The organism is Leucobacter sp. CX87, assembly GCF_018682295.1.
Lineage (GTDB): Bacteria > Actinomycetota > Actinomycetes > Actinomycetales > Microbacteriaceae > Cx-87.
This window is the reverse complement of record NZ_JAFIRI010000004.1, coordinates 321,981-348,451: the sequence shown is the minus strand read 5'-3', so window position 1 is coordinate 348,451 and position 26,471 is coordinate 321,981. Positions and strand designations below refer to the sequence as shown.

General features: G+C 66.8%; 22 protein-coding genes, 4 tRNA genes and 1 pseudogene. 10 read left to right on the top strand and 17 right to left on the bottom strand.

The window, feature by feature from the left end:
* Positions 1-29 precede the first annotated feature (29 nt).
* The 4 genes from KOE53_RS07110 to KOE53_RS07095 are packed head-to-tail and all read right to left on the bottom strand — an operon-like array spanning position 30 to position 4,025.
* Positions 30-1,145, bottom strand: coding sequence for an ABC transporter ATP-binding protein (locus KOE53_RS07110; RefSeq protein ID WP_188057918.1), 1,116 nt, complete (start codon positions 1,143-1,145; stop codon positions 30-32).
* On the bottom strand, positions 1,142-2,017 hold the full coding sequence (locus KOE53_RS07105; RefSeq protein WP_188057917.1) for an ABC transporter permease: 876 nt from the start codon (positions 2,015-2,017) through the stop codon (positions 1,142-1,144). The genes KOE53_RS07110 and KOE53_RS07105 overlap by 4 nt, the downstream gene beginning before the upstream one ends.
* A complete protein-coding gene (locus KOE53_RS07100; protein WP_188057916.1) occupies positions 2,017-2,919 on the bottom strand; it encodes an ABC transporter permease in 903 nt (300 codons plus the stop codon). Before KOE53_RS07100 ends, KOE53_RS07105 begins: the two co-directional genes overlap by 1 nt.
* Entirely contained in the window at positions 2,895-4,025 is a 1,131-nt protein-coding gene (locus tag KOE53_RS07095; protein ID WP_188057915.1) for an ABC transporter substrate-binding protein, read from the bottom strand. The genes KOE53_RS07100 and KOE53_RS07095 overlap by 25 nt, the downstream gene beginning before the upstream one ends.
* A 201-nt stretch (positions 4,026-4,226) precedes the next feature.
* Here KOE53_RS07095 and KOE53_RS07090 point away from each other — a divergent pair, with 201 nt between their 5' ends.
* Complete coding sequence (locus KOE53_RS07090; protein WP_188057914.1) at positions 4,227-5,066, top strand: UbiA family prenyltransferase; 840 nt, start codon at positions 4,227-4,229, stop codon at positions 5,064-5,066.
* Here KOE53_RS07090 and KOE53_RS07085 read toward each other — a convergent pair.
* The 6 genes from KOE53_RS07085 to KOE53_RS07060 all read right to left on the bottom strand — a co-directional run bounded on the left by KOE53_RS07085 (position 5,044) and on the right by KOE53_RS07060 (position 9,654).
* The gene (locus KOE53_RS07085; protein WP_188057913.1) at positions 5,044-6,240 is read right to left on the bottom strand and encodes an FAD-dependent oxidoreductase; all 1,197 of its coding nucleotides are present in this window, start codon (positions 6,238-6,240) and stop codon (positions 5,044-5,046) included. The two genes, KOE53_RS07090 and KOE53_RS07085, sit on opposite strands and share 23 nt — an antisense overlap.
* Positions 6,237-6,941, bottom strand: a complete 705-nt coding sequence (locus tag KOE53_RS07080) for a methyltransferase domain-containing protein (protein WP_188057912.1) — start codon at positions 6,939-6,941, stop codon at positions 6,237-6,239. The genes KOE53_RS07085 and KOE53_RS07080 overlap by 4 nt, the downstream gene beginning before the upstream one ends.
* Positions 6,938-8,077, bottom strand: coding sequence for a type III polyketide synthase (locus tag KOE53_RS07075; RefSeq protein ID WP_188057911.1), 1,140 nt, complete (start codon positions 8,075-8,077; stop codon positions 6,938-6,940). Before KOE53_RS07075 ends, KOE53_RS07080 begins: the two co-directional genes overlap by 4 nt.
* 130 nt (positions 8,078-8,207) lie before the next feature.
* A tRNA-Met gene (locus KOE53_RS07070) sits at positions 8,208-8,284 on the bottom strand.
* A gap of 4 nt (positions 8,285-8,288) precedes the next feature.
* Positions 8,289-8,360: transfer RNA gene (locus tag KOE53_RS07065), tRNA-Thr, on the bottom strand.
* A gap of 91 nt (positions 8,361-8,451) precedes the next feature.
* Positions 8,452-9,654, bottom strand: coding sequence for a M23 family metallopeptidase (locus tag KOE53_RS07060; protein ID WP_188057910.1), 1,203 nt, complete (start codon positions 9,652-9,654; stop codon positions 8,452-8,454).
* A 401-nt stretch (positions 9,655-10,055) separates the two neighbouring features.
* Here KOE53_RS07060 and KOE53_RS07055 point away from each other — a divergent pair, with 401 nt between their 5' ends.
* From KOE53_RS07055 to KOE53_RS07035, 5 genes are all read left to right on the top strand, one after another.
* Positions 10,056-10,532: a hypothetical protein gene (locus tag KOE53_RS07055; protein WP_353055602.1), complete on the top strand. Its 477-nt coding sequence runs from the start codon at positions 10,056-10,058 to the stop codon at positions 10,530-10,532.
* Between the two features lie 69 nt (positions 10,533-10,601).
* Positions 10,602-10,686: transfer RNA gene (locus KOE53_RS07050), tRNA-Ser, on the top strand.
* Positions 10,687-10,854: 168 nt separating this feature from the next.
* Positions 10,855-12,027: a Fic family protein gene (locus KOE53_RS07045; protein WP_188045245.1), complete on the top strand. Its 1,173-nt coding sequence runs from the start codon at positions 10,855-10,857 to the stop codon at positions 12,025-12,027.
* Positions 12,028-12,357: 330 nt separating this feature from the next.
* The gene (locus KOE53_RS07040; RefSeq protein WP_188057909.1) at positions 12,358-12,966 is read left to right on the top strand and encodes a hypothetical protein; all 609 of its coding nucleotides are present in this window, start codon (positions 12,358-12,360) and stop codon (positions 12,964-12,966) included.
* Positions 12,967-13,617, top strand: a complete 651-nt coding sequence (locus tag KOE53_RS07035; RefSeq protein ID WP_188057908.1) for a DUF4166 domain-containing protein — start codon at positions 12,967-12,969, stop codon at positions 13,615-13,617.
* 10 nt (positions 13,618-13,627) lie between these two features.
* Here the strand turns inward: KOE53_RS07035 and KOE53_RS13825 are convergent, their stop codons facing one another.
* A complete protein-coding gene (locus KOE53_RS13825; protein ID WP_188057907.1) occupies positions 13,628-14,998 on the bottom strand; it encodes a glycosyltransferase in 1,371 nt (456 codons plus the stop codon).
* Positions 14,999-15,034: 36 nt separating this feature from the next.
* Here KOE53_RS13825 and KOE53_RS07025 point away from each other — a divergent pair, with 36 nt between their 5' ends.
* From KOE53_RS07025 to KOE53_RS13820, 3 genes and pseudogenes are all read left to right on the top strand, one after another.
* The gene (locus KOE53_RS07025; protein WP_188057906.1) at positions 15,035-15,736 is read left to right on the top strand and encodes an LbetaH domain-containing protein; all 702 of its coding nucleotides are present in this window, start codon (positions 15,035-15,037) and stop codon (positions 15,734-15,736) included.
* Positions 15,733-16,833, top strand: a complete 1,101-nt coding sequence (locus KOE53_RS07020; protein ID WP_188057905.1) for a DegT/DnrJ/EryC1/StrS family aminotransferase — start codon at positions 15,733-15,735, stop codon at positions 16,831-16,833. Before KOE53_RS07025 ends, KOE53_RS07020 begins: the two co-directional genes overlap by 4 nt.
* A gap of 130 nt (positions 16,834-16,963) precedes the next feature.
* Positions 16,964-19,168 (top strand): annotated as a pseudogene (locus KOE53_RS13820) (rhamnan synthesis F family protein); the annotation flags it as partial.
* Between the two features lie 84 nt (positions 19,169-19,252).
* On the opposite strand, the gene KOE53_RS07015 reads toward KOE53_RS13820, so the two are convergent.
* Positions 19,253-20,839, bottom strand: a complete 1,587-nt coding sequence (locus KOE53_RS07015) for an ABC-F family ATP-binding cassette domain-containing protein (RefSeq protein WP_188057904.1) — start codon at positions 20,837-20,839, stop codon at positions 19,253-19,255.
* Between the two features lie 177 nt (positions 20,840-21,016).
* Here KOE53_RS07015 and KOE53_RS07010 point away from each other — a divergent pair, with 177 nt between their 5' ends.
* Entirely contained in the window at positions 21,017-21,391 is a 375-nt protein-coding gene (locus tag KOE53_RS07010) for a PH domain-containing protein (RefSeq protein ID WP_188057903.1), read from the top strand.
* Positions 21,392-21,409: 18 nt separating this feature from the next.
* Here the strand turns inward: KOE53_RS07010 and KOE53_RS07005 are convergent, their stop codons facing one another.
* The 5 genes from KOE53_RS07005 to serS all read right to left on the bottom strand — a co-directional run bounded on the left by KOE53_RS07005 (position 21,410) and on the right by serS (position 26,461).
* Positions 21,410-22,696, bottom strand: a complete 1,287-nt coding sequence (locus KOE53_RS07005) for a dicarboxylate/amino acid:cation symporter (RefSeq protein WP_188057902.1) — start codon at positions 22,694-22,696, stop codon at positions 21,410-21,412.
* A gap of 153 nt (positions 22,697-22,849) precedes the next feature.
* Entirely contained in the window at positions 22,850-24,091 is a 1,242-nt protein-coding gene (locus KOE53_RS07000; RefSeq protein WP_188057901.1) for an LCP family protein, read from the bottom strand.
* Positions 24,092-24,252: 161 nt separating this feature from the next.
* Positions 24,253-24,340: transfer RNA gene (locus KOE53_RS06995), tRNA-Ser, on the bottom strand.
* A 10-nt stretch (positions 24,341-24,350) separates the two neighbouring features.
* On the bottom strand, positions 24,351-25,169 hold the full coding sequence (locus KOE53_RS06990) for an HAD family hydrolase (protein ID WP_188045236.1): 819 nt from the start codon (positions 25,167-25,169) through the stop codon (positions 24,351-24,353).
* Positions 25,166-26,461 carry a serine--tRNA ligase gene (gene serS, locus KOE53_RS06985; protein WP_188057900.1) on the bottom strand — a complete coding sequence of 432 codons (1,296 nt, stop codon included), beginning with the start codon at positions 26,459-26,461 and terminating at the stop codon, positions 25,166-25,168. The genes KOE53_RS06990 and serS overlap by 4 nt, the downstream gene beginning before the upstream one ends.
* Between the last annotated feature and the right edge of the window lie 10 nt (positions 26,462-26,471).

The window sequence follows — 26,471 nt, the reverse complement described above, 5'->3', positions numbered from 1 at the left end:
AGGCTGGGCGCTGTTCTGCATGAGGCGACCTACGCCACGCGCACCCGCTCGGCGGCGGTCGCGGTCGAGACGGCAACGGCCGGCAGCTGGCCGGGATCGTCCCCCAGCACCCGATAGATCGCGGGCTGAGTGAGCCGCACCGCGACCTGCTCGCCGACCGGGATCGTCACGACCCGGTGCGTCGGAACGTCGATCTTCAGGCGGTGCTCGCCTTCCAGGGTCGTGACCGTGATGCGGGTCGTCGCCCCGAGGAAGAGGTGCGCGGTGACGCGCCCCACCGGGTCGGTCGACGGCTCGCAGTCGAGTGCGTCGGGGCGGACGTAGAGCCGGTCGGTCGCGGTCCCCGCCGCGGGCACCCGCCAGAGCGCCGGCTGCGGTACCCCGGAGGCGACCGGCAGCTCGTTCGTAACACCCACAAACCCCGCGACGAACTCGCCGCCCGGGCGAAAGAACAGCTCGTCCGGGGCCGCGATCTGCTGAATCCGACCCTCGTGCATCACGGCGACGCGGTCCGCCATCGCGAGCGCCTCCTCCTGGTCATGCGTCACGAACACGACGGTGACGCCGGTGCGCAGCTGCAGCTCGCGAATCTCCTCGCGCAGGCCCGCGCGCACCTGCGCGTCGAGCGCCGAGAGCGGCTCGTCGAGCAGCAAGATCTCGGGGCTGATCGCCAGGGCCCGTGCGAGCGCGACGCGCTGCTGCTGCCCGCCCGACAGCTGGTTCGGGTAGCGGTCCTCGAACCCCGAAAGGCGCACGATCTCGAGCTTCTCGCGCGCGATCTCTCGCCGCTTTGCGCGCGGCACCCCGCGCAGTGCCAGGCCGAACTCTACGTTGCGGCGCACGGTCAGGTTGGGGAACAGGCTGTACGCCTGGAACACCATGCCGATGTCGCGGCGGTGCGGCGGCACGGGCAGCACGGAGCGCCCGTTGACGAGCACGTCGCCGGCGCTCGGGGTCTCGAACCCGCCCAGGATCCGGAGCGCGGTGGTTTTTCCGCAGCCCGAGGGGCCGAGCAGCGCGATGAACTCACCGGGGTTGATGTCGAGCGTGAAGTCGCGCAGCACGGGCGTCGAGCCGTACGACTTCTGCACACCCCGGTACTCGATGCTGGCGCCGACGGGACGAGAGGTGGGAAGCGTGTTCATGAACGAGCCTTTCGAGAGGCGGCGACGCGGTTTGACGCCTGGAGGACGATGATCATCAGCACCCACGACAGCAGCGTGACGAGCAGCGAGACGGCGATAGAGGTGCGGAAGTTGCTGCCCGAGAGGCTCATGAGCTCGACCGACAGCGTATGAAACCCGAGGGTGATGGAAAACGTGTACTCGGCGAGGCCCGCCGAGAGACCGAAGAAGGCGCACACCCAGAGCGACGCGCGGATGTTCGGGGCGACGACCTGCAGCACCGCAATCGGAAACGGGGCTCCGAGGCCTCGCGCGCTATCGAGTAGCTGGGCGACCGGAATCGCGGAGAGCGCGTTGTCGATGACGCGGAAGGTGAACGGCAACAGCACGATGACGTAGCAGCCGACGAGCACGAGCGGGTATGAGGGATCCTGCAGGAACTGGCTCACCGTGCGCGCGACCGTGCCCGCGCCGACGCCGGCGCGCAGCACCACCATGACGCCCGCCACCAGCGCGATGCCGGGCACGACGAGCGGCAGCATGCAGCTCGCCTCGACCAGCGGCCGGTACCGCTGCGCGCCGACGTGCAACTGCACGACGGTCGGCACGAGCACGACGAACAGGATCAGCACGGAGGCCAGCGAGAGGCCGATCGAGCGCGCGAGGCTACTCATTACCTCGGGGGAGGCGACAGCGTCGGCGAGGGCCGTGAGTCGCACGCCCTCACCCGGGATCCAGAAGCTGTACCAGAGGCCCGCGAGCAGCGGCCCAGCCAGGTAGATGCCGAGCACGACCAACGTCACCACCGCCAGGATCCTGGGCAGTCGCGAGGGGCGGTAGGCGCGCTGCGCGACCTCGGGACCCGTCGAAGTCGCGCTCTGAGGGGCACTCACTATTTCGCGGACAGCCACTGCCGGCTCCGTTTCTGCAGGGGAATGGAGATCGCGAGCGTCACGAGGGCGATCACGATCATGTTGACGCTCAGCGCCATCGCCACGTTCTCTTGGCCGGACGCGTTGCCACCGGTGAGCAGCCCCGCAATCTTCAGGGTGACGAGGGGAAAGTTCGCGCCGCCGATCAGCGCGGCCGCCGACACGTGGGTCGCGAGCGAGGCACCGAAGAGCAGGACGAAGCCGCTGAGCAGCGCCGGGGTGACCACGGGAAGGCCGACGCGCGCCCAGAACTGGTACCAGGGGGCGCCGAGCGACGAGGCCGACTCGCGCCACTCGCGGCGCACCCCGCCGAGCGTGGGCAGGAAGAGCATGACCATGGTCGGGATGAGGAAGTACTGGTACATCAAGATGAGGCCCGCGCCGCTGTAGAGCGAGAAGCCGATCTCTTTGAGCGGGAGCAGCTCGGTGAGGAAGCCGACGTTGCCGAGCACCACGATGAACGAGAACGCGAGGCTGATGCCGCCGGCGTTCGCCAGCACCGTCGAGAGCACGGTCGTGGTCGAGTGCAGCGCAGGCGAGTCGAGGGTGACGATCGCCTGGGCGACGAGAGCGCCGCAAACCGTGCCGATCAGGGCAGCTATCGCGCTGATCTGGATGCTGTTGCCGATCGCCTCGCCGGGGCCGCCGCTCAGACTCGCCGCAAAGTTGCCAAGGCCGAGCACGCTCTGCCCGGGGGCATTCGGCACGGGGACGTGGAACGCGGAGACGATGAGGCCGACGAGCGGCGCGCCGAGAAACAGGGCGGTGAAGCCGAAGAACGGGAGCAGCCCGACGGCCGTGCGGGGCGACCGAGTGGCCGCCCCGCGAGACGAACGGGTCATGAGGAGGTGACGGCCATCCATGCAGCGGTCAGCTGCTCCTTCGCCGCGTCGCGCTGCTCAGCGCTCGGGATGGTCGCCTCGCCCTCTGCCGGGGGCAGTGCTGCGACGGCGTCAGCGTCAGCGGTTCCCGCCTCCAGCATCTCGCCGAGGCGCGCGGGGCGCGTCTGGCCTTCGAGGAAGATGTTCTGGCCCTCGTCGCTGAACACGAACTCCATCCAGAGGCGAGCCGCCGCGGGGTGCGGGGCGTCGGCGTTGATCGACGCGGCGTAGTACGCGGACCACAAAACGTCGGTCGGGACGTTCACCTGGAAGTCGATGCCCGATTCGGCCAGCTTCGTGGCGGAGGCCAGGTTGAGGTAGTCCCAGCTGAGCACGATCGGGGTCTCGCCCCGCTCGATGGTGCCGTCGTTGCCGACGACCTTGGTCATGTTTCCGCTGTCCGAAAGCTCCTGGAAGAAGTCGACGCCCGGCTGGATGTCGTCGAGCGACCCGCCGTTCGCCATCGACATCGCCCACACGATATTGAACTCGAGCTCGCCCGAGGTCGGGTCCTCGAACGCCCCGATCTTGCCCTCGTACTCAGGCTTCGTGAGATCGGCGATCGTCGTCGGGCAGACCTCGACGCGTCCGGCATCGCAGCCGATGCTCATGTAGCCGCCGTATTGACTGGTCCACTGGTCGCCCGCGCCGCGCAGGCCCTCGGCCAGCGCCTCGGCGCCCGCCGGGCGGTACTCGGCGAGCAGGTTCTGGGCGGCGCCCGACTCCGCGAACGAGACGCCCGTGTCGAGGTAGTCGATCGAGCGCTCTTGGCCCACCCGCTGCTGCACGACGTTGATCTGCTCCTGGCTCGAGCTCATCGACACGTCGTTGTTCACCTCGATACCGTACTTCTCGGTGAAGGCGGCTTTCAGCACACCGTAGTTGGCCCAGTCATCGAACAGCCCCATGGTGTTGAGGGTGCCCTCTTCTTGGGCGGCCGCGACGAGCGCGTCGAGCCCGCCACCCTCCTCGGCGCTCTTTGCGCTCGCCCAGGTGTTGTCAGCGGTTGGGCTCTCACTCGCCGAACAACCGGTGAGCAGGAGGGAGGAGGTAACGAGCGCGAGCGCGCCTGCGGAAAGCAACTTCATAATCGTTCAAGCCCTACTTCGCGTGGAAAGCGGCCGACAAGCTCGGCCCCACATATCTGAACAGCGGCGCGTGAACGCGCGCTAACGCAAAGTGAACTCCCGGATGAACGTCGAGGGGTGCGAGGCGACGTCGCCCGTCAGCATCGCGAATATTCCGGCGCGCATCGCCGATCACACCCCCGCACGCCCTACCATCGGGATATGCGCACACTGGCAGTGCTGTGGCGGTCAACCCACCCCGGACCGACGTTGGTCGTGACCGCGATCGCCGCAGCGCTCGGGGTCTCGGTCGGGCTCGGGCCGGGCCGGCTCGCCTTGCTGACCGCAGCGGTGTTCGCCGGCCAGGTCTCGATCGGCCTGTCGAACGATGCGATTGACGCCCCGCGCGACCGGGCAGTGGAGCGCACCGATAAACCGCTCGCGCGCGAGGGAGCGCCCCTCCAAACCGCCTGGGTCGCGGCCGTCTCCGCCGCTTTGATGGCAGTCGGGCTCTCGGCCGTCCTCGGCTGGCGGATGCTCCTCGTACACCTCGTGCTCATTGGGTCGGGGTGGGCGTACAACGCGGGGCTCAAGTCCACTGTCTGGTCGGCTCCCTGCTTCGTCCTTGCCTTCGGCGGGCTCCCGTCGCTCGCGACGCTGAGCCTCCCCGCGCCGCTCTTCGCGCCCCCATGGGCCACGCTCGCCGGCGCGGCGTTCGGCGTCGCCATCCACTTCTCGAACGTCCTCCCCGACCTCGACGACGACCGCGCGACGGGCGTGCGCGGGCTGCCCCACAGGATCGGCGCGACGGGTTCCGCCATCATCGCCGCGGCCGCGCTCATCGCCGGTGCCGCGGTCGTCGCCCTCGCACCCGGCTACGCCGTCGGGCGCGGGCTCGAGGTGTTGCCCGTGCTGGGTTTCGCGGCGGTGAGCGCGCTGGCGATCGTCGCCCTGGTGGCGTCGCTACGCCCCGGCGCGAGACGTCTCGCCTTCATGCTCGTGCAGCTCGCCGCACTCTTGCTCGCGACACAGCTCATTTTCACCGGCGGGCTGACGGGGTAGCGTCCGCGTCCAGCCCCATCGCGTAGGCGTTCGCCGCCAACCGCCCCAGCGGCCCTGAGAGTGCCACGCGCAATGCCGTCGTCGCGAGCAGATGAGCCGCGACCGGTCGCGACCGCCCGACGGACGTGTTCGCGCCGGCGAGGCGGGCAGCCGTCCGTGCCGAGGCAAGCCGCCGCCGCTCCCAGCGATCGAGCTCGCTTGTCGCCTCGTCGTCCCGCAGCCAGCGCACGAGCGCCGACGCGAGCGTCGCCGCGTCAAGCAAGCCGAGGTTCATTCCCTGCCCGCCGATCGGGCTCACCTCGTGCGCGGTGTCGCCGATCGCGAACACCCGCCCTCGGCGCATGCGCCCGAGCAACACCCGGCGTATCCCGAAGCCCTGCGCGCTCGCTACCCTGGCAGCGAGCGCCTCGTCGCCGGTGCGCGTGGCGACCGCCCGGCGCAGTAGCTCGTCCGCCCGCTCGCCGGGTGGCTCGACGACCTCCCCGCCCCGCCCGACCCACGCGACGAGCCGGCGCCCGCCCCCGGGCAGGGGGAACGACTCGAGCACGCCCGTCCCGTCGAGGGTGATGACCGCGGTCGTCTCGGGCTGGGTGGGCGCGGCCTTGATATCCGCCATCAGGTACCGGTCGGGAAATTCCCGGGCGCGCACCCCGTGTGAGGCCGCCACAAGCGCGCGCCCAGAGGCACCCGCCGCCACCACGACCGCGCGGGCGCGCAACTCGCCGGGGCCGGCCGCGCTCTCCGTCGTGACCACCACGAAGTCGCCGGCATCTCGCAGTGAACCCACGAGGACACCGCGGAGCGGATCCGGTGCCCCCGCGCCGACCGCAGCCTCGGTGACCGCTTGCGGCACGGCAGCGACGAACGGAAACCGGGCGCCCGTCCGGTCGAAACGCACCTCGCCCAGCTGGCGGTCGCGCGTGCGGGCAATGCCGCGAGGGATCCGCGCTGCCCGCGCGAGGATCTGCTCGGCGGCCCCCGACGCCTCGAGCGCCAGGAGCGTCGGCGGGTGCACCCCGATCGCCCTCGTGCCCGGCGCGCTGTCAGCACGCCGCTCGAGCACGGCGACGTCGATGCCCGCCCGGCTGAGCTCAGCGGCGAGCAGCAGCCCGCTCGGGCCCGCGCCGACGACGACGACGTCGTGATCGACCTGGTGGGCCCGAGGCCCGCTCACCGTCGCCCCGACTGTGTGTGGTGCACCGCGAGCAGCCGGAATGTCGAGACCTGCCTGGCTGCCCAGCCTCTGGGCAGGCGGGCCGCGAGCTCGTCGCGAGTGTAGCTGCGGCGGATGCTGCGGAGGCCGTCGGTGCGGAGGAACGTCCCGGGTGCGAACGGGGTGATTCCGGCGGCGTAGGCGGCGTACGCCAGGCGGCCGCGCGCGATGTCGGAGTGTATGGCGAGCGTGGTGGCGAGCGCCTCCGAGTCCGCGAGCAGACCCGTGAACTCGGCATCCCGCAGGTGGTGCAGCAGATGGTTCGAGAGCACGATGTCGAACGTCGCCCCCTCAGCGACGAGGTCCCGGCCAAACGCCTGCCGATAGGTGACCCCCTCGGTCTGCGGCGCGCTTCGGGCGACCTCGAGCGCGCGCCCGTCAGGATCCACCCCGATGCCCGTGACCGCGAAGCCGTCGCCGCGGGCACGCAGGACGAGCCGCCGGAGCACGTCGCCGCCACCGCAGCCGATGTCGAGGATGCGCGCGGGGCCGTTCGTCCGAGCGAGGGCGGGGCGCAGGTGCGAGCGGTACACGCCGTCCCAACCGGCGACGAGGCGGTTCACCACCGCGAAGCGCTGGAGCGTGCGCCGCAACCGTTCGGGGTCGCAGCCGGGATCGTCCATCAGCTCTTCGAGATGCTGATCGCGATCCGTGAGGCTCATGCCGCCGCCCGGCCGCTGCCGCGGGGCACGCGGCGGGTGAGCAGCGCCGTCTCGACCGTGAGCCCGGGGCCAAACGCGAGCGCCGCGATCCGGGAGCTCGGGGGAAGCGTGTCGTCCTCGAGAATGCGGCGCAGGATGAACAACACGGTCGCGCTCGACATGTTGCCGTGGTCGCGCAGCACCGCGCGGGAGTGCGCAAGCCGCTCGTCGGGCAACTCGAGGCTCGCCTGCACGCGGTCGAGCACGCTGCGCCCGCCCGGGTGCACCGCCCACGCATCGACGGCGGTCCTATCGACGGCGGCCGTGGGATCCCCGTGCTCGCCGAGCATCGAGCGCACGACCCCGGCAATCTCGCGGCCGATCACTCGCGGCACCTCGGCAGTGAGCCGCATCTCGAAGCCCTGGTCGCCAATGCTCCAGTCCATGTCCTGCTCGCCGTCGGCGGTGATCGACGTCGAAAACGCCCCCACGTCGAACACGGCTCCTGCGGTGCGCGGCTCCTGCGCCGATACGACGGCCGCGGCGGCTCCGTCCGCGAACACCGCTGACGCCACGATCTGTTCCGGATCCTGCGAGGACCGGATGTGGAGGGAACACAGCTCGGCGCAGACGACCAGCACGACCGCGTCGGGCTGACTCTCGCTGATCCGCGTGGCGACGCGGAGCGCCGGGAACGCGGCCGCGCAGCCCATGAAGCCGACGTGGGTGCGCTCGGCGTTTGGCGAGATCCCCAGCTGTTTGACCAGCAGGAAGTCGGGCCCTGGTGCGAAGAAGCCGGTGCACGAGGCGGTGACGACGTGGGTGACCTCGTCGGGCGCGAACTCCGCGCGTGCAAGCGCATCTCGCGCTGCCGCAGCAAAGAGGGGCGGAGCCTCGCGGCGGTAGACCGCGTTGCGCTCCCCCGTGCTCGGCGCCCGCAGCTGCCCATCCTCATCAACAAAGAGGCCGGGCTCGCCCGCGAGATCGCCGAGGACCGTGTACCGGCTGTCGATCGCGGACTGGTCGAATGCCGCCCCGATGAGCCGTGCCGCCAGCCTGCCCATTCCCGCCTGCGCAATGAAGAAGTCTCGTGTCCTCGACTGCGGCAGGTGGAACTGCGGAAGCGCGGTGCCGATCGCGTGGATCTGGGTGGCCATGCCTCACGCTACTCCCGCGGGAGTCGCCGCGTCGAGAGGTGGGGGCGAACGGGGTCAGGTCCAGCGCCAGGATCCTGCCGGAACGCAGAAACCCCCGCCGCATTCGCGACGGGGGTTTCTGGTGAGTAAGTGGTAGCTGAGGCGGGATCCGAACCCGCGACCTCACGATTATGAGTCGTGCGCTCTGACCAACTGAGCTACTCAGCCACAGAGCCCCGACCCAGGTTTGAACTGGGGACCCCTTCCTTACCATGGAAGTGCTCTACCACTGAGCTATCGGGGCGTACATCATCTTGCGATGACAACCGTTAGAGAATAGCACCAAAACTCGTGCCATATGAAATCGGCCAGACGCCCGGGCGTGCTGCCACTCGCTAACGGGAAATTGCGTTGTACTTCTGGAAGAACGGCATCGGGTCGACCGGCTCGCCGTTGATCTGGATCACGAGATGGAGGTGCGGGCCGAACGACATACCGGTCGCGCCCACTCGGCCGATCATCTGCCCGGCGTTCACCACACTGCCGACCTCGACGCGGGTCGATCCTTCTTGCATGTGACAGTAGCGACTCTCGACACTCAGTCCGTCGACCTCGTGCGCGATCTTCACGCCGGTGCCACATCCGTCGGTCGTCGGGCCGCTTTCGAGCACGGTCCCGTCGGCAATGCTCCGGATCGCTGCGCCGTTGCCGGCGGCGAAATCCTGGCCGTCGTGGAACTGCGCGATCGGTGCCGTGCGATAGCCGAAGGGGTCGGTCAGCGGGACGCCCTTGCTGAAGGGGTACTGCACGATGCCGTAGGGGTTGTTGACGAACGTGTCCGCGGAAATCAGCGCCGCGTCGGCCGCGACCTCGGCGCCGTCGACACCCTCCACGACGTCGACGTCGAGATTTGATGCGGTCGATCCGCCGAGGCTGAGCTGCTGGATCGCAGAGGCCTGCGTGCGGTCCTCGCCGCCCATCGGCGCGAGCGACGGGATAGCGGCCGTGAGAATGAGGCCCGCCACGCTCGCGGCCGCCAGAGTCACTGAGAGCGAGCGGCGCAGGATCCCGCCGAGGCTGATCGACGCAGCGTCGGTGACGGCGGAAAGGTCGTCGCGGCCGAAGTTCGGCGCGACCGGGGCGGCCAGCGGGAGAGAGGCAGAGTGCGGAGCGAGCGGGATCGTGCCGATGTCGAAGCGGAAACGCTGCGCTCCGGTCGTGGTCGACGGCTCAGCGACCGCGGGCGGGGCGACCGGCTCGACCAGCGCCGGCGGCTCGGGCGGTGCTTCTGTCGGTGCGGGTGTTTCGATTGCCTCGGTCGACTCGGACGCCTCAACCGGCTCAGGCACCTCTGCCGGCCCTGTTACCTCAATCGGCTCCTCGAGCACCGGCTCCGGCGCTGCAGGAACGGGCGCGGCCACTGGCACTGCTTTGAGCACCGGAGCGGCTGGCTGGGCGATGGCCGGTGCCGCAGAACTTCGCGCCTTGACTGCGGCGCGCGGGCGGATCCTGGGCGGTGCCGCGGACGGAAGAATCTTGACGGCACCCTCGACCGAGACCGGCTCGGTCGGCGCAGGCGCAGCAGGTCCTTCTGTCATCTGGGGGGCTTGTGCCAACTCACGCATGCGGCGTTCCCGGCGCGACTCCGCAGGCTTGGGCGCAGCGGCTGGCGACGCAACAGAGGAGCGCAGACGCTCCTCAGCAAGTCGCGCTTCACGCATGTCCCGACGGGTCAGCGGCGCTGCACGCCGCCCCCGAGGGCGTGAGTGGTCGCTTACGTCCAATATGTCGGTGTCCTTGATGCCAGTGTCAGAATCTGTGGACCGGAGTAAAAGCCGGTGGACTCTGCACGTTACACGACGACCCTGGGCGATGTCACGAGCCTTGACGTTCCCCACAACCGGCCCGACGTCGCGCCGAACTCCGACGCCCCGAGGCACCCGACGTGGAAGAATGGGGCCGCGCGGATACCCCGCGCCAGGCTCGTGGAGGTGGCTTCGTGTTCGCGCAAATTGTGGCGATTATTGGTGTCGTGTTGGCGCTCTGGATGAGCGTCGGGCGCTGGCTGTTCGGCATCGGCGGCGAGCTCACGTGGTGGTATCTCCCGACCATCGGGCTCGTGTTCGCCGGGCTCAGCCTCTGGACCGCGCGCCGCATCCGCATCACCCGCGAGCGAGGTCGTCCGCTCGGACGCGCCCCCATCGTCGCCCTCGTGCTCGCGTGGGCGTGCGCGCTCGCGTTTGGGATCACGGTGCCCGACAACCCGAACGGCGAGCTCGTCTCACTATTGAGCCTCTGGGCGGGGCCCGACGCGCTCGGCATGTCCATCGGCATCTGCAACCCGCTCGGGATCATCGCGTTCGCCTGCCTTATCGCCGCGCTCAGCTTCGCGGCCGCCGCCGGACGCGATCCGCACGTTGACCTAGACGAGCTCGATGGTCAGATGGCGGCGCATCCCCTCGACCCTCGGGCGTAACCCCGGGCGGGACAGAACCGCATGTAGCTTCCGCTAGGATAGAAAGCGTTGGCTGTTCGCGGCCAGCATGGAGGATTCGCCTAGCGGCCTATGGCGCACGCCTGGAACGCGTGTTGGGTTCACGCCCTCAGGGGTTCAAATCCCCTATCCTCCGCAGTAACGAAACAGCCCCTCACCTGGGTTTCCCGGTGAGGGGCTGCTTCGTTTTTTCTCCAGCTTCCCATCGCACTGGAAATTCAGTTTCAGACAAAACTTGCAAATTACGCAGGTGGAATTTCAAACCACCCCTGTCCACATTTCAAATACCGGCTATATTTGAAAAATGGATGTCGCAAATTTCAAATCTTCCCCAGTTGGTTCACTCGAACCAATCAGCGGTTGGGACAATGAGCTTGGGCAGACATACGACCACTACGCATTCGTGCCAACGCCCCTTCCCGCGCGCATTGACATGCGTCAATCAACGGTGAAGTTGATGGGTGAAGCCGACCGTGCACTTGGCTCACTGAACGCACGAATCAAGTTCCTCCCCAATCCAAGCCTTCTCGTCAGACCCGCCCTGAAGCGAGAAGCGCAGGCGACATCCGCATTGGAGGGGACCTATGCGCATCTCGACGAGATCCTTGCGGCAGACCACATTGACCCGCCTCGCCAATCGAATGACGTCCGGGAAGTCATGAACTATGTGGAAGCTGCAATCCAGGGCTTGGAGCTCGCGAAATCGCTTCCCATCTGCCGCAGGATGCTGGAGCAAATCCAGAAAACACTGGTCAGCGGCACACGCGGTGACACCTACGACGCTGGATCTCTCAGACAACGTCAGGTCTTTATTGGAGAAAAGGGAAGGCCCGTAGAAGAAGCTCGATTCGTGCCTTCTCCCCCGGGCGACCTACTCGAGACAGGGTTCTCCGACTGGGAGCGCTGGGTAAACGCCGACGATGACCACCCTCTTCTCGTGAAGTTGGCCTTAACTCACTACCAGTTTGAGACACTCCACCCGTTTAGTGACGGCAACGGTCGACTGGGCCGGCTCATTATTTCCTTACAACTGCTCCTAGAGGGCGAGGTCGAGTACCCGATTCTCAACTTGTCTGCGTGGTTCGAACCGCGAAAAGATTCATACATCGACGCGCTCAAGAACGTGTCTCTGACAGGCGACTTTGATCCATGGGTAGCCATGTTCGCAGAAGCGGTCAGGGACCGCTCACGCCATGCATTGCAACAAATCGACGCGCTGTTCGCATACAGAGATGGTCTCGTTGCACAGGCGGCCGAGAAAGGTATCCGCGGGATTACCACGGAGGTGGCAGAAGTACTTCTCGGCCAGCCCGTCATCACAATCCCAGAGTTCAGCGAAGCCCGGGGGATCGCGTATGGCACGGCTCGATCCCTCGTGCAAAAACTCGAAAGCCTTGGTGCAATTCGTGAGATCACTGCGTCAAATTACGGCCGACTCTACTTTGCTGATGGGGTAGCACGAATATTGGCGAGATAGCGCTTCCGCCCTTGGTGCCAGAATCAACCTGGAATTGAACGCGACGTGTGCACGTTCGTGCTGGCGCCAGATACGCATGAACCAAAGGCAGCAGGATCCGCCCAGGCGATGCCGAGTTCCCGAGTACACGTATTCCAAGAGAGCGCCCTCTCAACAATCCCTGCCCTGTCGTCGAGCAATTCTCCAAATATTGACGATTATTCGTTCCCGCAAGTTCAATTCCCCTATCCTCCGCAGTAGCGAAACAGCCCCTCACCTGGGTTTCCCACTGAGGGGCTGTTTTCGTTTTGGGGCCCATTCGGGCGCCGTCCCGCTGGGTAGGCTCTGAGTATGCGAATTCGACCCCTCCTGCGGCGAGCGCTTTCCGCGGCAACCGCAGTCGCGCTCATGTCCTCGCTGAGCGCCTGCTCGCTGACTGCTCTGGCGGCGAAGTTCGCCGAGGACGCCACGGGAAAGAACGACTCGGTGCAGCCGGCCGAGATTCACAATCGGGCAGTCGCCGACGAGGCGGAGGCGCTGCTCGCATTCATCCAAGACGACGACTGGGCGCCGCCGCTCGGCGGAAATATCCTGAGCCCCTGCGACGCCCCCGACACCTACGCCTTCTATGGATCCTGGTTCTCCTCGGAACCGGCCCAGTCCCCTGCAGACGCGGAGACCGCCGTAGCCGTGATCGATGGGCTCAGTGCGTGGCTCGAGTCCCGTGGTTGGTCAGATATCGAAGAGTTCGATTTCACCACCGATTCGGTCGGTGTGAACGCATTGGGCATCTCCGCCTGGCACGAGAACTTCGGCGTCTACGACATGCAGACGATTTTCTATTACGAGGGCGACATCGGCGTCGATTACCCCCACATCGTGGTCGACATCGACAGCGACTGTCTGCCTGCCGATTTAGAAGCCACGGATCCGTCCCCGACGTTCCAAGCGAGCCAGTAGGTGCCGCGCAATTCCGTGTTCCTCGAGGCGCTTGGGCCGGATGCCGCGCGCCTGCGGCCAGAGGTATACGAATACGTCGCGGGGCCGGCTGCGACGCCCCAGTCCACGGGCGCTCATGGGGTCGGCGAGGGGGTCTTCGAGATCGCCGGGGCGCGGTTTGGGCGTCTGATGACGCTGCTTCGCCCGTTCGTAGGGCGAGACCTGCTCATGACCCGGATCGACCGAAACGTGCCGTTCACGATCGTCAACACTCCGGCCGTGGGCGCCGACGGGCGGATGCGGCTCGAGGCGCTGCGCACGTTCCACTTCTCGGATGGTCCGCAGCAGTTTCGCGACGTGCTCGAGGCGGGTGACTCCCCCGGCACACTCATCAACTACCTCGGCGCATCGAGGCGGCTCTGCCTCGTCTTGACCTGCGTGGCATCGCCGCAGGGCAACCTGGTGATTTCTTCGCGAAGCACCCATGTACGCGTAGGCGGCACGCGGATGCGGCTGCCTCGGCTCCTCGGGGTCAGCGCACACGTGGAGGACGGGTACGACTCGAAGCGTCATCGGCGGACGATCGACGTCGTCATCAAGAACCCGATCGTGGGCGTCGTGATGCAGTACCGCGGCTGGTTCCAGTACCGCTACGTCGACGGACGTCCGTAGCCGCCCAGAATTACTTCTGTGGGTACAGCGCCTCCAACAGGTCGTCAACGTACCGCGGGAAGCTCGCGTACTGTTCAATGACCGATGCTCGACGATCGCGAGCAGCAGCCGTCTCACCCTGAGCGACCTCAAGCGCTCGCCCGGCCAGCTCGTCGTCCGTTTCGCAGAACGTTCCGACCTCTTCGAACACCGATCGAAGACTCTGCAAGCCCAGATCACCCGGAGCAGCGACGAACGGCGTCCCGCGACGGGCGGCATCGACTGCGGTGGTCGGGCCGGGATCCTGCCGGGAGGTGAGCAGATAGACGTCGGCGTTGTCGTACCAGGCCGCTGCATCGGCACGGAACCCGGGGAGCATCAACGGCAGCCCATCCGCGATCGCGCTGTCGGCAATGCCGCGCGCCCACGCGCTGAGCTCGCCCAGCCAGATGAACCCGGCCGCCGGCTCCCGCGCACGGATGGCCTGTGCCGCAGCGACAAACCGGTCGAACCCCTTCCGGCTGTCGGCGTACCCGGCCCCGAGGAAGATCGGGTGGGACGACCCCAGGGAGGCACTGATTCGGTCGCGCACTCGCGCAGTGCTTTGTGGCCCGACGGATACGTGCAGCAGCCCCGGCTGGATCGAAACTACGCGTGACCGGGGAAGCCGACCAATGAGTCCACTGGCGATGTTCGGAAACGACGCCACGACGAGAGGCGACCGTCCCACGTCCTCGATCAACCCCTCACGCATCAAGAACTCTGGCATCTCATGGACAAGAATGCCGCCCGGCAGATCGGAGCCCAGCGCCACGCGCACCGGAGCGCTCAGCGCGGTGTTTCCCACAACAAATGTCTCGGGCGCCAGTGCGTGCCCGAGGCCAGCAATGTCGTACCCCTCGGCAAGAATCAACGTGGGGCCTACGGCTGTGTACGCCGGGAGAAGAGGTCCGGCGCGCAGCAGCAAGATGACGGGCGAGTACCCACGCGCGCGCAGATGTCGAGCGATTTCCAACAGCAGCAGCGGTGCCCCGGCCTGCTGCGCGTCATTCCCAATGAGCACGACCGGGCTACTCAGGCCGGCAAGAGCCTGCCGCATCGCGTCTCGGCTTTCGCTCGCCGAATACTCCCGAGGTAGAGGCAAAAATCCGGCCTCGCGGCCCTCTTCGAGGTAGTGCCGCAGCGCGCCACCCGCTTCGAGCGGCAAGTACGTACTCGCGTAGAAATTGGCGTCAAATCCGGGGCCTGGTGAGCGCCGCTCGCCATCTCCGAAGTCCACGAAATGCTGCCAAGGGTCGGTCCCCGCGGTATCGGGGTAGGTGGCGCGGTACCAATTCGCGTCGAAGAACTCCTGCCCGGCGAGAATAGCTCCGGGAGTCGTGGAAGGATCGTCGTTGGTCACTGGACAAGAATACTGGACGGTGGCTAGCCTAAGCAGATGCTGCAGAGTTCAACCGGTTTCTTGCCGAGCCGGATGCTTTGCTACGGCGCGGGCGGCACCGGGTCGCAGGTGGCTTTCGACCTGCAACACCAGGCGGGACCCGGAATCGAGTTCATGGGATACATCGATGACGTGCGCGATCCGCGACGCATCGTCGAACCGGGACTCCCGATCTACTCGTTCGCAGAGGCCCTCACGCTCGAGGATGTCGGCGTGGTGCTCTCGGTCCACGACCCAGCATTGCGGCGCACGCTGTACCAACGGCTGGTGGACCACGGCGTCCCGATCCTGGGCTCTCGAGGCCTGCCCCACCTGGTGCACCCGCAGGCGGTCGTCGGCACCGGATCCTTCATCTCGAGCACGACCCGGCTCGCATTGTCGACGCGGCTCGGAGACGGCGTCATCGGGCTCGCGGACATGATCGCTCACGACGTCACCGTCGGCGACTTTTCCACCCTCGCGTTCGGCTCGCGGGTGCTCGGGCATGTGCAGATCGGACGCGACGTCTTCATCGGGGCCGGAGCAATCATCAAGAATGGCACGATCAATCGCCCCCTGGTGATCGGGGACGGGGCCCGCGTCGATGCCGGGGCCATCGTCGGCAGGGACGTCCGGCCAGGGCAGACGGTCTCGGGACCAGGCGCGCTCTCCATTCGCCGCTGGAGCGAGATCCTCGCCGCGCGCCCGGTTCGCGCGTGATCACTCTGGGGCAGCCGGTTGCTCCCGACCTCGCGATCCTGCACCAGCTCATCGGCGCCATCACCGCGTCGGGTCGATGGACGAACGGTGGAGCCACGGTTCGCGAACTCGAGCACGCCCTCTCGCAGGATCTCGGCAGCGCCTGCGCCCTGACCACCGCGTCGGGAACCACCGCTCTGACGCTGGCGCTGCTCGCATGCGATCTCCCGCGCGGCGGCGAGGTCATCACAAGTCCCCTCACCTTCCCGGCGACCGTACACGCTATTGAAGCGGCTGGGCTTGTCCCCGTCTTCGCCGGAGTCGATCCGGTGACACTGAACCTTGCCGCCGATGCCGCGTACCTGGCGATTGGGCCGCGCACCGTCGCGATCCTGCCGGTGCATCTCTTCGGGATCGCGGCCGATCCCGAGCTCGACGACATCGCAGCGGCCGCCGGACTCGCCATTGTCTACGATGCTGCGCACGCGTATGGCCTCCCCGAGATCAGTGCGCGCGGCTCGGCTGCGGCGTACTCGCTTCACGCCACAAAGCTCATGCACACGGGCGAGGGCGGCTTGGTGACGACCAGCGATCCTGAATTCGCGGAGCGCTTGTCCCTCGCCCGCAATTTCGGACTCGTGGGCGACCGTGCGCTCACCCCGGGCACCAACGGAAAGCTGTCAGAGCTCAGCGCGGCGCTCGGCTTGGCCGTGCACGCCGGGTTGGCGAGGGAGATCCAGTCCAGGCGGGCCACGCGCGACGCGTACCAAGGAGTGGTGGAAGCGTCAGAGCGCGTTCGCCCGCACGCGCCTGGCTGCCCCCGAGCCCTCGTGATGGAAGCGATTCGCTGTGATCCTGACGACCAGGAACAGTTGCTCGCAGATCTCGCACAGCGAGGAATCGCTGGGCGACGGTTTCCTGCGCTGACAGCAGAGAACCAGCGATACTCGCGGGTTCCGCTGATCGGCGGCGAACGGGCGGATCTCGATCGGGTAGCGGCGAGTGTGCTGGCGATCCCGCTGCACGGTCGCGTCACACAGCAGGCGATCGACGCCGTGGCGCACGCTGTCCGCGCGGCTCCGATGCTTACTCAGGACGCCTCGCTGGCACCAATCTAATGTTGTACTCAGTTGGAGCAAATTCGACTACGCTCATCTACGCACCTTTCACGTGAAGCGTCGACGATTCGCGCCGTCGGCATCCGCGAGAAGGAGCATTCTCCGTTCCTTGGTGTGAGGTATCCCCGCAATGAAGCCCCCTGCGCTCGACTCCGTGCCCGAACCCGCGCGCCGCTGGGTCTCGGGCTTGTCGGCCGACAACGACGCTCTCCGCGCTGATATCGACGCCCTCCACGCCTCGCTCGATGCCGCACACGCCGAGTTGGAGGCAGTACGCGCTCAGCGGGCAATGCAGGAAGCACAAGCTTCGGTCGAAGCGGCGGAGCACGTGAGCGAGGTAGCAGGACTGCGCGCCCAACTGGGCGCACTCGAGCGAGCCGCGCGCGAGTCCGATGCGGCCCGCGAAGCCCAGGCCTATCGAGACGAGGTCGAACGCCGTGCCCGAGAGCTGAGCGAGTCCGCCCTGCGGGACTTCTCGACCTCGGTGCATCAGATCGCGCACGATATCGAGGGCGCACGGATCCGGCACGCGCACCACGCAGCACATCTGCAGGCCGAGATCGAGGCGCTCCATCGCACGCTGTCCTGGCGCGTCACCCAGCCGCTGAGGGCAGTGCGCCGGGCGTGGAACGCGAGCATCAGCACGATCTCGCGCGGGCGCTGGCAGTTCGCCGTTGCGCGCACGGTGACCCCACCCACCGCCACAGCCATCCCAGCACCAGTGCCGATCCTGCCGAATGAGTGGCTGCTGGACCCGGATCACTATCGGCGCTGCTACCCAAGCCTGGATCTCTTAGACGACCTTGAGTTGCACGCGCACTATGTGCAATTCGGCCGGGCGGAAGGTCGCACCTCGCTCTCGCCTCTGCGCAGCGCCATCGTCGTCAGACGAGACCTGGATGCGGATCGGGAAAACGTGCTTGTGCTCGTGCTCGGCGATCTCTCGCCCGACATCGGCAGTGAGTGCGTTTCAATCGTGGAACGGCTCTCCCTGACCAACAATGTCGTTGTCGTCGTCGAATCCGATGCGCCACAGCTCGTTTGGGGAGCGGTTGAACCCAGCATGCTGGTGGTGCTCGGAAGTCGAATGGGCCGCGTGGAAGATGATTTGCGCGCATTCGCCGCGGAGATCGCGGCAGCGACCACACCTCAGTACGCACTCACCCTCGCAGCGTCTCAACACCCAGTCGCCACCGCGCTCACGCACGAGGGTGTTCCTGTGGTTGACGTTCATGGGGTGGCTGGACCGCCCCCGCGACGCGACGCGACACAGGCAGACCGTTTCTCCTACGCCGCGACGGCCGAGGCGCTGGGACTTCGTGCCGCGCGCGCAGCGGCCCGAAGCGACGAGGACCTGGCGGTGCTGCTCGGCCCGGGCGGCTTCGACGCTGCCTACGCGACCGGCGACTCGGGGAACGACCGCGCCCAACTTGCACAGGACTATCTCCGGCAGATTCGTGCACTGACGCCGCTCCGGAGGCCGACCGGACCCGTCGGCCTGATCCGGCCCCGCGCGGGGTTTCACCCGCTCGCATACGCCGAGTCAGCACCCAACTTTCCCGACGACGGGCGCGATCCTCTCGCCCACTATCTACAGAACGGCGAGCCGGCCGGCCGGTGGAGCCGGCGACTCATCCGGCCCACGGAGCCGTGCGCCGTCGCAGAGACGGACCTGCGCGTCTTGATCCATGGGCACTTCTTCTACCCCGGCCTTGCGGTCGAGCTGCTCGATCTGCTCGCGATGAACTCGCGGCCAAGGACACTCGCCCTGACGACCCACTCGCCCGATGCCGCACGCGAGCTCGAAGAGATACTCCGCGCCCACCCAGCTGGTGGGAACTCGAACGTCTTTGTGGTGCCCAACCGCGGTAGAAACCTCTCGGCACTCTTGAGGGGACCTGTGGCCGCGTTGGCGCGCGAGCATGACCTTGTCCTCCACGTACACGGCAAGCGCAGCCCGCATGCCCCGACCGACGTCGGCGAGCAGTGGCGTCGGCACATGTGGACGCATCTCGTCGGCGACGGTACTGCGTTTGCAGATCAGATTGTCGCAGATTTCTCGGCGTCCCCCACCCTCGGGCTGGTTGCCCCCGAGGATCGTCGCCTGCCCGATTGGGATGGAAATCGCGAGTTTGTGCCTGACTGGCTGGGGCGTTTAGCTCCCGAACTCTCGACGAGAATCGACATCCCCACGCACTTCGATTTCCCGGTCGGTGCCATGTTTTGGGCACGCTCCGAGGCGCTCGGACCGTTCCTGGACATGAATCTCTCCGAGGGCGACTTCCCGGAAGAGCCGCTCCCGGTAGACGGCACATCACTCCATGCGCTCGAACGCCTCATCCCGCTGGTCATCGAGCATCAAGGCTATGAGTTTGCGAAAACGCATCTTGGCCCGCTGCCCGCTGAGGGAACCACGTCCCTACGCCGCCCGAACCTCGATCTCGCCGACGGCGGCGCCCTCCGCGCCGAACACGAGGGCGTGGTTCGCGACCTTGTCCGTGAAGAAACGGTCATGGCTGACCACGACGACCGCCCCGGGGAAGTGCACGAGCGCGCGCTCCATCACCTGCGTGCTCGCGAGGTCCAGGTGGTTCGTGGGCTCGTCGAGCAGCAGCACTGAGGCGCCGGACAAGAGGCACTGCGCCATTGCCACGCGGGCGCGCTGGCCGCCCGAAAGCTCGCGGATCCGCTTTTTGAGGTCGGCCTCAGAGAACTGGAACATCGAAAGAAAGCGCCCCACTGACTTCCGCGTCGCCGTCAGCGCGAGGCTATCGGGCATCGCGTTCACGGAGTGCGTGACGGTGTCGTCTGGGTCGAGGTCTTCGAGCACCTGGTTGTAGGAGACGACCTTCGCGCCTGACGCCCAGGCAACGTCGCCGGCGTCGGCCTGCTCTTCGCCAGTCAGCACGCGCAGCAGGGTGCTCTTGCCCGAGCCGTTCGCGCCGAGCACGACGATCCGGTTGCCCCGGCGCACCTCAAAGCTGAGACCTTCGAACAAGAGATGCTCGCCGTACGCCTTCCCCAGCCCGTTCACGCGGCACAGCACATCCTTGACGTGCAGCCCGCCGTAGATCTCGGTGATGATCTGGTCGACCGGGCGGGGCGCGCGCGACTTCTTGATATTCGAGAGCTGCTTGCCCAGCTTCTTGCTCCCGCCCTTTGCCGCCTCTCGTCGGTCGGCGATGCCCTCGGCTTCGAAGGCGAGCAGCTCGGACTCATGCACGAACTGCGACTCGAGCGTCTTCAGCCGGAACTGCTTCTCAATGATGTACGCGCCGAAGTTCCCGGAGTACTCGTGCAGGTGGTAATTCTCGACCTCGATGATGCGGTTCGCCACCGCGTCGAGGAACTTGCGGTCATGCGACACGATGATCGCGGCGCCCTTAAAGTCGCGGAACCAGGATTCGAGCCACTCGACACCAGCGACATCGAGGAAGTTGGTCGGCTCGTCCAGCAGCAGCACGTCGGGGTCTTCGAGCAGGATCTTCGCGAGGGCGGCGCGGTTGCGCCACCCTCCCGAAAGCTGATCGATGGAGCAGACCCGTCGCGCCTCGTCGAACCCGAGGGTCGTCAGCGCCTGGTCGATCTTGCGGTGATAGTCCCAGCCGTCGAGCCGGTCCATCTCAGTGAACAGCTCGGACTGGCGGTGGATGAGCTCGTCGAAGTCGGCGGGCATCGCGGCGATTGCCGCCTCGATCTCGGCGAGCTCCTTCTCGACGGCGTGCACCTCGTCGAAGAGCCCGTCGAGCACCTCGGTGATCGTAGCCTCGCCGTTGAGCTCAGAGAACTGCGAGAAGTACCCGATCCGGGTGCCGGCGTCGACACTCACGGTGCCCGAGTCAGGCTGCACCTGGTCGAGCACCAGCTTCAGCAGCGTCGTCTTGCCCGATCCGTTGCGACCGATGAGCCCGACGCGATCCTTATCTTCGAGGCGGAAGAACGCCTCGCGCAGGATCTGCGCGTTCTCGTAGCGGACGCTGACGTCATTGAGTCTGACGAGGCTCATGCAGTGTTCTCCCTTAAGGAATGTTCGGAAATGCAGGGCGCATAGGCGGGCAGTGCCGCCAGCGCTTCCTCCTTCAACCGTAGGTCACGCCCCGGCGCCGGGCGACCATGCTCTTGCTGTGTACGGTTGCAAGCATCGGGACCGAACCGCGGGCCCACAAAACTCAGGAGTAAATCTGTGGAGACCGCACCAATTCTGGCCTGGACGCTGCGTAGTGAAATCGCGACCCCGAATGACATCCTGACGATGCTGGCCGAAGGCGAACAGCCGGTCGCCTCGTTCCAAACGTTCCGGGATTCTGCGACGTTCACGACCAAGCGACTTATCGTTCGTGATGCTCAAGGTATGTCCGGCAAGAAGGTCGAGATCTACTCGCTCCCGTACAGCTCCATCAACATGTGGTCGAGCGAGAACGCTGGAGGCATCCTCGATCGCGACGGCGAAATCGAACTGTGGACGAGAGCCGGACACATCAAGGTCAAACTCGGCAAGGGAGCCGATGTGCGCCGGATCGACAGCCTGATCGCGTGGGCAGTGCTGAACAACCACTAGCCTGCCCCCGCCCGCGAGCTACGGCTTCGGCAGCGAGTGCTGCGCTACGACGTCGCCCTCGAGCGGGTCGATGTCCTCGTCTGCCTCGTCCTGCGCCTGCGCGCCGAGCTTGCCCCGTGTGAGTCTGTTGACGATCATCGCGAGGGCCCCGTCACCGGTGACGTTGGTCGCGGTGCCGAAGCTGTCGAGGGCGATGTACGCGGCGAACATGAGGCCCACCTCGATGTCGCCAAAGCCGAGCATCTGCACGAGCAGCCCAGCGGCGGCGGCGATCGCGCCGCCAGGGACGCCGGGGGCCGCAATCATCATCACGCCGAGCATGAGGATGAACGGGAAGTAACTCGCGAACGAGACGTCGCCGCCGGTAAGCAGCAGCACCGCGATCGAGAAACAGGTGATCTTCACCATCGAGCCGGACAGGTGAATCGTCGCGCACAGCGGTACGACGAAGCCGGCCACCGCATCGGCAACCCCGTTCTTCTTCGTCGAGGCCAACGTGACCGGGATGGTCGCCGCCGACGACGAGGTGCCGAGCGCAGTGAAGTATGCGTCGCGCATGTTCCACAGGGCCTTGAGCGGGTTTACGCCCGACATTGCACCTGCGATCGAGTACTGCACGAGCAGCACGACGAGCGTCAGCCCGAACGAGACCAACACCACGACGACGAACTTCGTCACGACGGTGATGGCCGAGCCACTGGCCGAGAGGTCCATGAAGATGCCGAAGATGAACAGGGGGAGCGCCGGCACGATCACGCGGCGGATGAGCGCCTCGATGATGGTGCGGAACTCGACGGCACCGCGGAAGATGACGCGACTGCGGAAGCTGGTGAGGCCGATGCCAACGACGAAGGCGAGCACGAGGGCGCTCATGACGTCGATGACCGGCATCAGCACGATGGCCGTCGCGGAGTCGCTTCCGCCGGTGGTGAGGGTGATGTACGGCGAGAAGCCGGATCCGGAGCCCTCGCTCAGCGCTTCGAGCCCGCCGCCAGCCAGGCTCGGGGCGAAAAGCCACCGGCTGACGAAGTAGGCGAGGAGGCCGGCGAGGACGGTCGAGCCGTAGGCGAGCGCGGCGGTGACTCCCAACCACTTACCGGCGCCCTTGCCGAGCTCGGCGATCGCCGGCGTCACGAGGCCGAGGATGATGAGGGGAACGGTGAAGCTCAGGAACCCGGAGAAGATCGAGTTGTAGGTCAGGAAGACGCCGCCGAGCCAGCTGGGCATGACCGGACCGGTCACGATTCCCAGGACAATCGCGACGACGACCCAGACGAGCAACGGCATTGAGCGCAAGAACTTCATGAGGCTCCTCAGCCCTAGATGCGGACGTCCCGCCGTTGCAGGCGCACCCCATCGGGGTCACGCCCCATCGCGGAACGACTTAACCCTAACCCGCGCGCCGCCCGCGAACGCAAGCGGGGCGACCCAGAAGGACCACCCCGCTTGCGATACTGGCTAGAACTGTGTGCGCCCCTGCGAACAGGTCACCGTCGCGGCGGACTGGCCTGTGATGTTCTCAGGCAGGGCACCCGCAGGTGGAGCCACCGGTTCGACCGGCTCACCCTCGACGGGGGCAACGGCGTTCGGGTCAACCGGTGCGACCTCGCCGCCGACGACCTCGACCGCTTCACCGGTGGCCGACACGGTGATCGGCTGGCCTGCCCGCAACAGGTCCATCATGGTTTGTGCCGATGCCATGTCCGGGGCCAGGCGACCTGCCTGATACGGGTGCGTGTAGTTCGGGAACTGCACGAAGTTGATGTTGTTGAGATCGATGTTCTTGAGGGTCGACGCGACCTGCTGCATCATCGAGATTGAGGTGAATCCGCTCGAGAGCGTCATGTTCTCGACGGCGGCCTTCGCCAGGCCGTACACCTTCATCGGGTCAGACAGCGTCTCGGCGCTCTTGAGCTTGCGCACCATGCTCGACATGAAGATCTGCTGGTTACTGATGCGGCTCGTGTCGCCGCCGTCGCCGACTCCGTGGCGCGTGCGCAGGAACTGCAGGGCTTCAACGCCCACGAGGGTGTTCTCGCCGGCGGGCAGCACCAGGCCGGTGTAGGGGTCGTCAATCGGAGCCGTGAGACAAACGTCCACGCCGCCGACGGCGTTCGAGATGTTGATCACGCCGTCGAAGGTAACGACGCCACCGTAGGGAATTACGAGGCCGGTGAGCTCCGAGACCGTCTCGACCACGCAAGACAGACCGCCCTGACCGAGCGTGGTGTTGAACTGGCGTTCGCTTGCCGCGGGGTAGTAGTCCTCTTCGCCTTCCGGACCGGTGCAGCTGGGGACCGGCACCATGAGGTCGCGGGGGAAGCTGATGACGGTCGCGTTCTGGTGATCGGCCGATACGTGCAGCAGCATCGTGACGTCGTTGAGCTCGCCCTCCTCGCCGTCGTCGAGTGACTGTCCGGCGCGGCTGTCCGAGCCCACGAGCAGGATGTTGAGCTCGCCCTCCACCGCCTCAGACCCTACCTGGGCGGCGTCAGGGACCTTCGTGCCGAGGTCGACGGTCTGCACCTTATTCGCAAGATCCCACACCGCGTAGGCGGCGACCGATACGCCGCTGAGCACGAGCACGAGGGCCGTGGTGGCGACCACGCGGAGGCCGTTCATCCACGCGTTCGACCGATGCTGGCGCCCGTGGCGCACATTCGATCGACGCGCGGAGGCGTCCTTCGGGTGCTTCGCCATCAATCCTGCTTCCTCGTGAAAAAGTATGCGGCGAGGCCGCGGTTCGCAAACCTCGCAGGACGACGCTACCCCGCAGCGCTGGGTGCCCCCTTTGAAGAGCCTGCGCATTCGCGGCGAGAATAACGTTCCCCGGTGCACCTGGCACCGGGGAACGATTCACTTGGCGGAGGGTAGGAGATTCGAACTCCTGAGGCGTTTCCGCCCACTTGTTTTCAAGACAAGCTCCTTCGGCCGCTCGGACAACCCTCCACGTGGAATCTTAGCGGGGTGCGAGAATCTCCGGAAACTCGGCCTCAAGCGCGGCGGCAAGTCCGCCGTCTTCGACCGTGCCCGTGACGTGGTTCGCGACCGCCTTGACGTCCGCCGGGGCCTGCCCCATCGCGACGGCGACGCCTCGGTGGGCGGCCCACTCGAGCATCTGAATGTCGTTGCGGCCATCGCCGGCCGCGAGCACGCGGTCGCGCGGAATCTCGAGCCGCGCAAGGATGCGCTCAAGCGCCGAGGCCTTCGTCACGCCGTCCGGCGCGATGTCGAGCCACGCGGTCCAGCCGATAGCGTACGAGACGCTCGACAGTCCCATCTTCTCGACGACTCTGAGGAATTCCTCGAGCTGGTGGTCGGGCGACACGACGACGACTCGCGTCGCCTGCACGCCGAGCAGCTGCTCGAACGGGACCTGACGCTTGCGCGTCGGCAACGTCGCGTCCGGGATCGCCTCGGTATAGAGGAACAACCCGTCCGCATCCTCGATCGCGTAGCGCGCCGTGAGCAGGTGGGTGCGGATGCGTGTGAGTACCTCGGTCGTGTCGAACGTCTCGGAATACTCGACGCGGTAGCCGCGGTTTGCCAGCGGGTCGCGCGCGAGCACGACCGCGCCGTTGCAGGCGACGACCCAGCGCGGCTTAATCTTCAGCTGCTCAACGATGGGGAGCGTCGCGTCCACCGATCGGCCTGTTGCGATGACGATCTCGTGGCCCGCGGCCTCGAGCAGACGCAGTACCTCCGCGATCCTGGGATCGAACGTGCCGTCATGGAAGAGAACGGTGCCGTCGAGGTCGAGCGCAATCAGGCGGGTCACTCGGAGGCGCTCCCAGCGGCGGTCATAGCACCCTCGGGCACGAGCACCTCGAGGCCACCCAGGTACGGGCGCAGCGCCTCGGGAACGCGCACGCTGCCGTCCGCCTGCTGGTGGGTCTCCAAGATCGCGACGATCCAGCGGGTGGTCGCGAGGGTGCCGTTCAGCGTCGCCACCATCTCGGACTTGCCGTCTTCGTTACGGAAGCGCGTCTTCAGACGGCGAGCCTGGTAGCTCGTGCAGTTGCTCGTCGAGGTGAGTTCGCGGTACGCACCCTGGGTCGGCACCCACGCCTCGATGTCGAACTTGCGGGCAGCGCTCGAACCGAGGTCGCCCGCGGCGACGTCGATGACGCGGTAGCTGAGGCCCAGCGCCTGCAGCATCGCTTCCTGCCAGGCGACGAGGCGATCGTGCTCGGCCTCGGCCTCGGCGGGCGTCGTGTAGACGAACATCTCGAGCTTGTTGAACTGGTGCACGCGCAGGATCCCGCGGGTGTCCTTGCCGTGCGAACCCGCCTCGCGGCGGTAGCAGGTGGACCAGCCGGCGTAGCGGATCGGCCCACGCGTGAGGTCAAGGATTTCGTCGGAATGGTACCCGGCAAGCGCCACCTCGCTCGTGCCCGTGAGGTAGAGGTCGTCCTCGGCGAGGCGGTACACCTCGTCGGAGTGCTCACCCAGGAAGCCGGTGCCGCGCATGATCTCGGGCTTGACGAGCGTCGGCGTGATGAGCGGGATGAAGCCGTGCTCGAGCGCCTGGTTCAGCGCCATCTGCATGATCGCGAGCTCGAGGCGCGCGCCGATGCCACGGAGGAAGTAGAAGCGAGCGCCAGACACCTTCGCGCCGCGCTCCATATCGATCGCGCCGAGTGCCTCGCCAATCTGCAGGTGGTCGCGGGCCTCAAAGTCGAAGCTCGGGATCTCGCCGACCTCGCGCAGTGTGACGAAGTTCTCCTCGCCGCCGGCAGGGACAGCATCGATCACGACGTTCTCGATCGTGAGGGCGATGTCGGCGAACGCGGCCTCAGCCTCGCCCGCACGCACGTTGGCCGCCTTCACCTGCGCCGCGAGATCGGAGGCGCGGGCGAGCAGCACCGTGCGCTCGTCCTTGGATGCCTTTGCGACCTTCTTGCCGAACTGATTTTGTTCGGCGCGCAGCGTCTCATACTCGCTGAGGGCGGCACGACGCGCGTCGTCCGCGGCTATCGCGCGGTCAACCACCGACTCGTCGTTTCCTCGGGCGCGCTGCGAGCGCTTGACGGCATCGGGGTCAGTGCGGAGGAGAGTGGGATCGATCACACAATGCAGT